The 6,909-nt window shown below is 38.0% G+C and carries 10 protein-coding genes; 3 read left to right on the top strand and 7 right to left on the bottom strand.

What is annotated here, in order from left to right; all coding sequences use genetic code 11:
• From NEH74_RS12730 to NEH74_RS12700, 7 genes are all read right to left on the bottom strand, one after another.
• The coding region (locus NEH74_RS12730; RefSeq protein WP_262941437.1) for a single-stranded DNA-binding protein at positions 1 to 287 on the bottom strand (287 nt) is incomplete at its 3' end.
• Positions 280 to 672, bottom strand: a complete 393-nt coding sequence (locus NEH74_RS12725) for a hypothetical protein (protein ID WP_262941436.1) — start codon at positions 670 to 672, stop codon at positions 280 to 282. The genes NEH74_RS12725 and NEH74_RS12730, both read right to left, overlap by 8 nt.
• Positions 673 to 899: 227 nt before the next feature.
• Complete coding sequence (locus NEH74_RS12720) at positions 900 to 1,091, bottom strand: hypothetical protein (protein ID WP_262941435.1); 192 nt, start codon at positions 1,089 to 1,091, stop codon at positions 900 to 902.
• Between the two features lie 102 nt (positions 1,092 to 1,193).
• Positions 1,194 to 2,120 carry a hypothetical protein gene (locus NEH74_RS12715; protein WP_262941434.1) on the bottom strand — a complete coding sequence of 309 codons (927 nt, stop codon included), beginning with the start codon at positions 2,118 to 2,120 and terminating at the stop codon, positions 1,194 to 1,196.
• A gap of 154 nt (positions 2,121 to 2,274) precedes the next feature.
• Entirely contained in the window at positions 2,275 to 2,490 is a 216-nt protein-coding gene (locus NEH74_RS12710; protein ID WP_262941433.1) for a hypothetical protein, read from the bottom strand.
• A gap of 18 nt (positions 2,491 to 2,508) precedes the next feature.
• The gene (locus NEH74_RS12705) at positions 2,509 to 2,835 is read right to left on the bottom strand and encodes a hypothetical protein (RefSeq protein ID WP_262941432.1); all 327 of its coding nucleotides are present in this window, start codon (positions 2,833 to 2,835) and stop codon (positions 2,509 to 2,511) included.
• A gap of 25 nt (positions 2,836 to 2,860) precedes the next feature.
• Positions 2,861 to 3,094, bottom strand: coding sequence for a helix-turn-helix domain-containing protein (locus NEH74_RS12700; RefSeq protein WP_068759590.1), 234 nt, complete (start codon positions 3,092 to 3,094; stop codon positions 2,861 to 2,863).
• A gap of 348 nt (positions 3,095 to 3,442) precedes the next feature.
• Between NEH74_RS12700 and NEH74_RS12695 the strand changes: the two genes are divergently transcribed.
• The 3 genes from NEH74_RS12695 to NEH74_RS12685 are packed head-to-tail and all read left to right on the top strand — an operon-like array spanning position 3,443 to position 6,862.
• The gene (locus tag NEH74_RS12695) at positions 3,443 to 4,078 is read left to right on the top strand and encodes a S24 family peptidase (protein WP_262941431.1); all 636 of its coding nucleotides are present in this window, start codon (positions 3,443 to 3,445) and stop codon (positions 4,076 to 4,078) included.
• A 49-nt stretch (positions 4,079 to 4,127) separates the two neighbouring features.
• Positions 4,128 to 5,486: a recombinase family protein gene (locus NEH74_RS12690; protein ID WP_262941430.1), complete on the top strand. Its 1,359-nt coding sequence runs from the start codon at positions 4,128 to 4,130 to the stop codon at positions 5,484 to 5,486.
• Positions 5,487 to 5,500: 14 nt separating this feature from the next.
• Positions 5,501 to 6,862, top strand: coding sequence for a recombinase family protein (locus NEH74_RS12685; RefSeq protein WP_262941429.1), 1,362 nt, complete (start codon positions 5,501 to 5,503; stop codon positions 6,860 to 6,862).
• Positions 6,863 to 6,909: the final 47 nt, after the last annotated feature.

Below are 6,909 nucleotides of genomic sequence, written 5' to 3'. Positions count from 1 at the left end.
AAAACCTCTGATAGATACTGCCGTACTCCCGCTTCATTCTCATAATTTCTCACTTGTAATCGCCCCTCTACTCCAATCAGCGTCCCTTTAGAAACATAAGTAGAAAGAATTTCCGCCGTTTTATTCCATGCGACACAAGTAATAAAATCCGCTTGTTGCCCACCTTGCTCATCTTTATACGGACGATTCACTGCTAAGGTAAATTGCACATAATTGGTCCCGTTTTTGTTTTGCTTTAATTCGATTGCTTTTGTGGTCCGCCCCACTAAAACAATATTATTAATCATAGAGATTTGCCTCCTTATCATACTTTACTAACCAGTAACCTTTTGCTTGTCTAACATAATAGGGAATGTCATGTTGTAATAAATATTCTTCTATCTCTTGTAAGTGATGACGGTAATAACAATAGATGTCACCCGAAGGCTCACAATGAATACACACACATTCTTGAGATAGAAAAGAGGTGTTTGGTTCGCCCACTTTCTGCTTCCCATCATTAATAATATTCAACTGTTCAAAGACACGCTTGATCGCTTCATCTCGTGTAACTGCTCCCTGTTTCACCCGAAAAAGCCCGTGATAATCAAGATTATACGTTTTAGCAAAGGTGGATAGTTTCATCTTGTTACATTGTAGATATTCTTCTAACGTCACTTTTATCTCCCCCATTTTTCTTTTCCCCACTGCATAGCGTGAACTAAACAAACAGTCGTGATTGGCGCCCGCGCGTATGCGAATCGGCAGACAATCCACTGTTGTTTAGGTAAGCTATTTCTGTTTATTGTTTGAGAATAAAACTTAGATTATTTCTTATTGGTTGTGCTTCATGATTATAAAGAGTTTATTTTTTTTAATCAGTAGCTCACAACGTCATCTTCATGGTAGCGGGATACGTTTTAATTACTATGCTTGTTTATGATGGTGTGATTAAGTCTTCGTTCTAATTGATCACAATACTTCGCACAAAATTCGGCTCGATTCCGTTGCTCGACCGCTACCAGTTCATTATCGGTTAATAGCCTTAATATCCTTTTGGTTTCGGCTAACACTTCCAAATCAAATGAATTAAACGTTTCTAAATGTTCCATTCTTTCATCTCCTTACCCTCATTCCTTTCAATCTAGCCTCGTACGGCATCCGCTCTATCAAGTCTTCTAGCATCACAAAATTTTCTCCGTCAATTTTGACTGCTAGGTTCGACTTGTACGTTCGGATACCCGCCTTCTCAGCTTTTTACTTTGCATCCGTGCATAAATATAAAACAACCCATTCCAGTCGCTATATCTGATTTCAACTTCTTTAAATTGATACATGGGATAGTCACGCTCTAACTTCTCACCAATCGAATCTTGATTTAACACCATGTCCATCACCTTACGCTTACTCATTTTCGTTCGATTCTTTGACGGCTTGGGTAACACAAGATTTCCCTTACTACTTCCCCAACGGCGTTTCCCTTTTAATCTGGAAGCCGTTCTTTTATACGTTTCTTCATCCTTCATCATGTACTTACAAATCCCAATGAAATTTTCTTCTTTGTAGTAATTAAGCGTTCTAATGGTGGATGAACCTAGTTTCCACTTGGATTCCACTTCTGCTTTGGTTAACCCATTATCCATAATTAAATGAAGATGAAATCGTTCGGTTCCCGTTGTTCCTTCCTCAATGACATACACATATTTCGCATTTTCTAACCCTTTTTTCTTTCTAACTCGGTTAATCCGTCTAAAAAAATTCTTACTTAACCTTTCTGCTGTTTCTAAATCTTGTGGTGCCTCTTTAAACGTTAGCGTACACCAGTAATCACCCGTATAAAAATTTTCATGAACTAACCGCATTAACTTTTTCTTCGCATTTCGATCATTCAAATTCTTCTGTTGCTCACTACTCTCACGACTTTTCTTTTGTTTAAATCGTCTCATCATCTCAGGAATCTCTTTTTTAAATGAAGGATAAATCTCTACTTCTAACTGATTTCCTGCTTTAATCGTTGCTGTGGTATAAGCTACTCCCCTTAATGACTTCACACGATCATTTAATAATTCCCCTGTTTGCTCATCAAATGATTGATCATAAAAACTCTCATAATCATAATCATCAAATACTTTTTTCTTCATCACGACTTCCCCCATTTTGACTCCCACTTATTCGACAAAATCTAAAAACGGTCGACTTGTTAATATCCTATACAAGTTCGTTAAAGAGAAGAATTTCTCCTCTTTTTGTCGAACGCCTTTTCTATCTGCTTATCGTGATGAATCATTAGAAATCTTATCCCTTCAATTCATGAATAATCCAATCCGCGACTCGCATCACGGATTGATCACGCTTAGTAATAATATTGATATCTTTGACAATAGCCCCAATCCATGTATGGCTACGGTATTCAAGGGTTGCCACTTGTTCATTTTTCAAAAGAACTTTATATCCTGTTACAACCCCCTCCTTGTTCATTTCATATTCTTTAAATAAAAATCCCGCTAACATCTTCATCCCCCCATCGATCTATACAACCTGTGCCACGACCCCGATGTATGTTTTAGTCATCAGTTCTTCGCATTGATGACATCTAATACTTTCTAAATTAAACCCCGATTTTAATTCATACCCGCATGGACACGTATATTCATAGTCCTGTGGTTTATCTTTCCTACAACTAATCTCGGTAATCGCCTGATTCGCTGCATTACGATACCATAAAATTTCTTTCCCCTCGTCATATGTCTGAATCTTTAATTTCTTTAAAGGCTTTTTCGTATCCACCGATGCATAACCATAATTCGTTAGGGCATCGGGAAATTCAATGATGCCTAGCGGTGTATTAACTTTCATTTCTATTCCCCCTATGATTGCCCCCTTAGTTATCGTTGCTTTTAGTCAACGCATCAGGGAAAAAAATATTTAACAGCTCATCGGGTGTTAAATCTAATGTTTGCATAATTAATTTAATGTCAGAACGCGAGAAACTATCTGGTTTTCGTAGTTTAGCATAGATAAAACTTCGATTCACCCCTAATAGTGCGGCAAATTGAGTGAGATTCATCCCTCTTAATCCAATATAGTATTTCAATAATGCAACATTCATTGTCATTGTATCCCCTTCCATTTCGTGGCTTTTAATCAACTCCATAATATACCAAATTTCAACTTTAATCAATACGAAAGCGCTTATTTTTGTAAAAATTTTTATTTTATTTCACGAAAAATGTCATGATATACACCATAACACGAATTTACATCCACTATTATCGTCTATTTCTACTCGTTTATAAAAAGCAACGATTATTGTATTTCATTACATAAAATAACTTTAAATTGGAAAAAATAACATTAAATCAACAACAGATGTTGATTTAACGCAATACGAGTAGTATCATAAAACGTAAGGAGCTGATATATATAAGAAAATATATATTAAAAAGGAGATTTAAGGATTAGTATGAACCAGACAGTAACAGAAGTGAAAGACATCATTAAGACTCGCAGGCTACAATTAGGGCTTTCTTACAGCGAGTTAGGAAAAATGTGTGGCGTTGACAAAACAACCGCCTGGAAATGGGAATTAGGGAAAATTGAAAATATGAAGCGTGATAAAATGGTGCTTCTATCTAAAGCATTAGACATCTCTCCTCTTGTCCTACTTGGCATTGAGGAGTATGTCCCTAATCATCCATCTAAGAGTGGAAACGATGATAAGATCCCTGTTTATCAAGCGATCGTGGGAAATCAATTGGAACAGGCGATAGCTAACATTGACAATCCCTATCCTCATGAAAAAGGTGAATTTTTTGCGTTATCCTTAGAAGTGAATGATGATCAGATGACTCCCCTTCTTTCAACTCATGAGGTTTATGCGATCTTTAAAAAACAGTCCGTGGCGGAAAATGGAGCGGTTGTTGCTGTTACCATTGCTAATGAAAAGGCAATGATTAAGAAGTTTTACAAGTTTGATGATGTGGTGGTCTTACGACCAACGACTGAAAAGGGTGAGCCAATGACGATGGTTGGTGAACAAGTGAATGAGGTTTGTATTTTGGGGAAATTGGTAGGGATGGTCAGCCCATTTATGAATTAAAAAAGGCCTCATACTGAGGCCTTCACTCCCCTTATTGGAGGAAAAGAAGATGAAAGTAGCATTGTATGCAAGAGTTTCAACCGAACAACAAATCGATAATTATAGTATTCCTTTACAAAAGGAAAGAATGAAAGCGTTTTGTGTCTCTAAAGGATGGACGGACATCACGGAATACGTAGATGGTGGCTATAGTGGGTCTAATTTAAATCGCCCGGCGTTACAACAATTACAAAAAGATATTGAACATCAAAAAATTAATGCGGTGATCGTTTATCGATTAGACCGTTTAAGCCGTAGCCAGCGTGATACCCTTTTTCTCATCGAAGAAATGTTTCTACCGAATAACGTAGAATTTATCTCGATTTCAGAAACCATTGACACCTCTACGCCCTTTGGTCGTGCGATGATTGGCGTGATGTCCGTCTTTGCCCAACTGGAACGTGAGACGATTACTGAACGTCTACGAAGTGGACGATTTAAAATGGTTCGTGATGAGGGGCTTTGGGCCGGTGGCTCTGATGCCAGTCCCTATGGTTATACCCGACTTAAACGCGGAAAATTAGTGGTCAATGAAGAAGAACGTCAACATATCGTCAGAATCTTTGAGGAATACGTCACGTTAAAATCTTATATTAAAGTCCAAAAGAAATTAGAAAAAGAAGGGTTTAAACCGTTAGAGGATTATCGGATTACCAAATTGTTAAGAAACCGACTTTATATCGGCGAGGTTTCATTTGCCGGCGAATGGTTCAAAGGGTCACATGAACCGATTATCTCGGTCGATTTATTTAATGCCGCTCAAAAAGTCAATGAACACTTCAAAGGTTATAATTTCGGAAAAATAAAAAACAATGTCTTCCGGCAAAAAGTCATCTGTGGTTGCTGTGGTGAAACTTACCGCTCTTATAGCAAAAAGCATAAAAAAGACGGGCCAACGTATTACTATATGGTGTGTCGCCGTCGTAAAATGCCCGCTCGCTACGAGAGTAAATGCTTTAATCGCAACATCAAGCGTTCTGATTTAGAGGAAGAAATCTTTAATCGAATCAAAAACTTAGAAACCAGTGGTGAAATTGAATGGACGAAAAAAGCTAAACCGATTGACTACGAGAAAAAAATTGCGGCGATTAACGATAAAATCAATAAACTCCTCGATTTATACATGGATGACCGACTCCCCAAACACACACTAGATGCCAAATTAGCCGACTTTAATGCTCAAAAAGAAAAACTATTATCACAGTCTAAAGAAACCGACTATGAAAGCTCACTGATGGAAGAGTTCATTCAAAAGGGAATTCCTAACTTATTTGACTGTGATGTAGACACGCAAACCGCCATTATTGATTTATTTGTCGATAAAATCATTGTGAAAGAAGATGGATTACAAGTGATTTGGAATCAATAATCGGAGGGATAAACATGAAAGTGGCATTGTATGCGAGAGTTTCAACGGAACAACAAATCGAAAATTACAGTATCCCGCTACAAAAGGAACGAATCAAAGCTTTTTGCACGTCTAAAGGTTGGAATGAGGTGAAAGAATACATTGATGCGGGATATAGCGGGGCTCATTTAAATCGCCCGGCGCTTGAGCAGTTACAAAAAGATATTAAAAACAAGAAAGTGAATGTCGTGATTGTTTATCGTCTAGACCGTTTAAGCCGTAGCCAACATGACACCCTCTTTCTCATTGAAGAACTCTTTTTACCAAACCACGTCGAATTTATCTCACTTTCAGAAACCCTTGATACGAGCACCGCATTTGGTCGTGCAGCCATTGGGGTTTTATCCGTCTTCGCTCAATTAGAACGTGAAACCATCATCGACCGTTTATGGAACTGTCACCGCAACATGGTTCGTGACGAAGGCCTCTGGGCAGGAAGTGCGGCCCACGTTCCTTATGGTTATACCCGACTCACTCGTGGCGAATTAGTCGTCAATGAAGAAGAATCCAAGCATATTCAACGGATGTTTGAAGCGTATGTTGATTTAAAATCCTATGCTAAAGTTCAATCGCAATTAGAAAAAGAAGGGTTTAACAACATTAGATTGAATCGACTGATTCGAATCCTTCAAAATCGGCTGTATCTTGGCGAAGTTTCATTTGCCGGTGAATGGTTCAACGGTTCACACGAACCGATTATCTCACCTGAACTCTTTCATCAAGCCCAAGAAGTTCGGGAAAAACATAAAACTAAAAGTTATGGGACGGTTAAAAATAAAGTCTTTACCGGCAAAGTGTTTTGTGGTTGTTGTGGCGAAGAATATCGTCCGTATGCCGTCAAATACACATTATCAACTGGCGAAAGCATCACGCGTCAGGACATGATGTGTAAACGTCGTCGACTGCCCGCTCGCTACGATAGCAAGTGCTTAAATCGTAAACTAACACGTGAAGAATTTGAAAAAGAAATATTCGATCGACTTCATCGGCTAGGAACCAGTGGTGAAATTGAATTCAAACATCAAGTGACTCACTACGAAAAGCAAATCGAGCGTTTGGATAAAAAAATCAATAAACTCCTCGACCTCTATATGGATGATCGACTCTCTAAAACGTCACTCGATGCCAAACTAGCGGATTTAAACGCACAGAAAGAAGAACAATTAGCACAAGCAAAAGAGGCAGAAAATGAAGAATCAGAAATCAATCAATTCATTAAAAATGGGATTCCTAACTTATTTGAATGCGACTTAGACACTCAAACCGCGATGGTTGATTTATTCATCCATAAAATCGTGGTGAAAGACGATGGATTACAAGTAATTTGGAATCAATAACCTATTTTTTTACTACTATTTTTCGGTTTTCAGAAGATAGCGTCAGT

Origin of the sequence: Turicibacter sp. GALT-G1 (assembly GCF_025594995.1) — a bacterium.
GTDB lineage: Bacteria > Bacillota_I > Bacilli_A > MOL361 > Turicibacteraceae > Turicibacter > Turicibacter bilis.
This window is presented reverse-complemented; position numbering and strand designations above follow the sequence as displayed.

Excerpts from the sequence above, each read along its gene's own strand:
- NEH74_RS12700 (WP_068759590.1), bottom strand. The coding sequence starts at position 3,094 with ATGACAATGAATGTTGCATTATTGAAATACTATATTGGATTAAGAGGG.
- NEH74_RS12690 (WP_262941430.1), top strand. The coding sequence starts at position 4,128 with ATGAAAGTAGCATTGTATGCAAGAGTTTCAACCGAACAACAAATCGAT.
- NEH74_RS12705 (WP_262941432.1), bottom strand. The coding sequence starts at position 2,835 with ATGAAAGTTAATACACCGCTAGGCATCATTGAATTTCCCGATGCCCTA.
- NEH74_RS12720 (WP_262941435.1), bottom strand. The coding sequence starts at position 1,091 with ATGGAACATTTAGAAACGTTTAATTCATTTGATTTGGAAGTGTTAGCC.
- NEH74_RS12725 (WP_262941436.1), bottom strand. The coding sequence starts at position 672 with ATGGGGGAGATAAAAGTGACGTTAGAAGAATATCTACAATGTAACAAG.
- NEH74_RS12685 (WP_262941429.1), top strand. The coding sequence starts at position 5,501 with ATGAAAGTGGCATTGTATGCGAGAGTTTCAACGGAACAACAAATCGAA.
- NEH74_RS12715 (WP_262941434.1), bottom strand. The coding sequence starts at position 2,120 with ATGAAGAAAAAAGTATTTGATGATTATGATTATGAGAGTTTTTATGAT.
- NEH74_RS12695 (WP_262941431.1), top strand. The coding sequence starts at position 3,443 with ATGAACCAGACAGTAACAGAAGTGAAAGACATCATTAAGACTCGCAGG.
- NEH74_RS12710 (WP_262941433.1), bottom strand. The coding sequence starts at position 2,490 with ATGTTAGCGGGATTTTTATTTAAAGAATATGAAATGAACAAGGAGGGG.